This window comes from Jeotgalibacillus proteolyticus (assembly GCF_050107735.1).
Taxonomy (GTDB): domain Bacteria; phylum Bacillota; class Bacilli; order Bacillales; family Jeotgalibacillaceae; genus Jeotgalibacillus; species Jeotgalibacillus proteolyticus_A.
This window is the reverse complement of record NZ_JBNILO010000033.1, coordinates 1-452: the sequence shown is the minus strand read 5'-3', so window position 1 is coordinate 452 and position 452 is coordinate 1. Positions and strand designations below refer to the sequence as shown.

Genomic DNA, 452 nt, shown 5'->3' with positions numbered 1-452 from the left:
TCCGTTTTTTCGATTTCCTGTGTAAAGGTTTCAACGGTTTCTTCCAGTTTTTCAACGACTTCAACTAACTCTTCCGTTGAAAGTTCTTCCGGACTTTCCCGTTTTATTTCCGGTATAATTTGCTGATTAACCAATTCATCGTAGAGTTTTTCCGATTTCTCTACCAGGCTGGCGCTGTACTTCTCTACTGACTTGCGCCAGACAAAGGTAAACTTATTGGCATTCGCTTCAATCTTTGTTCCATCGATAAAAATCGCTTCTTCCTCGATGTGCTTTTCTTTAACGAGGTGACAACGGAACTGGACAAAGCAGTCACGGAGAAGAGCTTGAACTTCTGGGTAAACCCGGAATCGGTTTATGGTTCGATAGCTGGGTTGGTGCCCTTGAGCCAGCCACATCATCCGAACACTGTCTAAAAGGAGTCCTTCAATTTTTCTTCCGGAGAAAACGGA

The 452-nt window shown here is 43.6% G+C and carries 1 protein-coding gene; it reads right to left on the bottom strand.

From position 1 onward, the window contains the following. Positions 1-452 (bottom strand): transposase (locus tag ACQCT8_RS19015; protein WP_426873699.1); only part of this gene is annotated, 452 nt, incomplete at both ends.